This window comes from Methanoregula sp., assembly GCF_002835825.1.
Classification (GTDB): domain Archaea; phylum Halobacteriota; class Methanomicrobia; order Methanomicrobiales; family Methanospirillaceae; genus Methanoregula.
The window spans coordinates 1-1,066 of record NZ_PIZH01000745.1 but is presented as its reverse complement, the minus strand read 5'-3'; the positions used below and the strand labels follow the sequence as shown (position 1 = coordinate 1,066).

2 protein-coding genes are annotated in these 1,066 nt (G+C 53.2%); both read right to left on the bottom strand.

Annotated features, from left to right (window positions below; all coding sequences use genetic code 11):
- Nucleotides 1-8: 8 nt before the first annotated feature.
- Nucleotides 9-251 carry a DUF86 domain-containing protein gene (locus tag CW742_RS14875; RefSeq protein ID WP_292421742.1) on the bottom strand — a complete coding sequence of 81 codons (243 nt, stop codon included), beginning with the start codon at nt 249-251 and terminating at the stop codon, nt 9-11.
- Nucleotides 241-564: a nucleotidyltransferase family protein gene (locus CW742_RS14870; protein ID WP_292421739.1), complete on the bottom strand. Its 324-nt coding sequence runs from the start codon at nt 562-564 to the stop codon at nt 241-243. The genes CW742_RS14875 and CW742_RS14870 overlap by 11 nt, the downstream gene beginning before the upstream one ends.
- Between the last annotated feature and the right edge of the window lie 502 nt (nt 565-1,066).

Here is a 1,066-nt window from a genome sequence, read left to right as displayed (position 1 = left end):
ATCCGGAACTACCCGTGAATAACCCGGTCCCGGAGCGCTGCCATTTCCCGCCACGGGATATCCGGGTTTTCTGTCCTGATCCTGTCGGGAACGTTTTTTGCAGCTTCTCCGATCACTTCGATTGCGCTCCTGACCGCATGCGCAAAATAATCGTCATTCCTCAGGTCCTGGAGCGTCTTTCCGTCAGATATCTTTCGTAAGAATGCGATCTCGTCCAGGATATGCCGGATGTACACCCGGTCATCCTTCAAACCAGATCACCTCTGCTTCCACATTGTTCCGGATATACTTGTCAATCCCTTCGACCGTTATGAGATCAACTTTCCGTCTGAGGAGCGCTTCGAGCCGGTCGGCAAGCCCGACAAAATTCCTCAGCGTTGCATACCCTTCAGCAAAATCCACGAGCACGTCCACGTCGCTTGTCCGTGTCTCTTCGCCCCGGGCAAACGATCCGAAGATGCCGATCTTTCTGAGGCCGAACTGTGAACGGATAGCGGGAGCTGCTGCCTCCAGCTTTTTGATGACAGGACTCCTGCGCCGGTGCGGTGTATCCAGTTCGGGCATTCGTTCACTTCCTTACTATGGTTTTGGCAATTCCAGTACAATAAGGGTATGGTCGGTATGGCGGATTCCGGGCAGGACCGGATCTGGCAGGCGGACAGTTTCTGCCGCAGGCCGGAAAAATCGCGGCCCCGTAAACGCGAAAATCAGGTTTGGGAGGTAGTGCAGGTCGACCGGAAATTCCGGAGGCCGCCAATTAGCTCTGTTTAGTAATTTTTCCGGGTTCATACCTCTCTCCGATTAGAGAGATAACGCAGAATTAGGCAAATCAGAAAATAATAGTCACCCAAAACCGCGAATTCGTCACCCGGGATAATCCGGCCGGTGCAATCCGGGCTCAATACGGGGCCGGACCCGGGGCGGAATGCAGTCCCTCTGACAAAGAACCTCACGCACATCAGGATACAATTCAGAACTTTACCGGCAGCCGGCCTGTTTTTTTATGCCGACAAAGATTTGAGGAGGGGAAGCTCAATTTAGACTCAGGAGATATCCGTGTCCACAT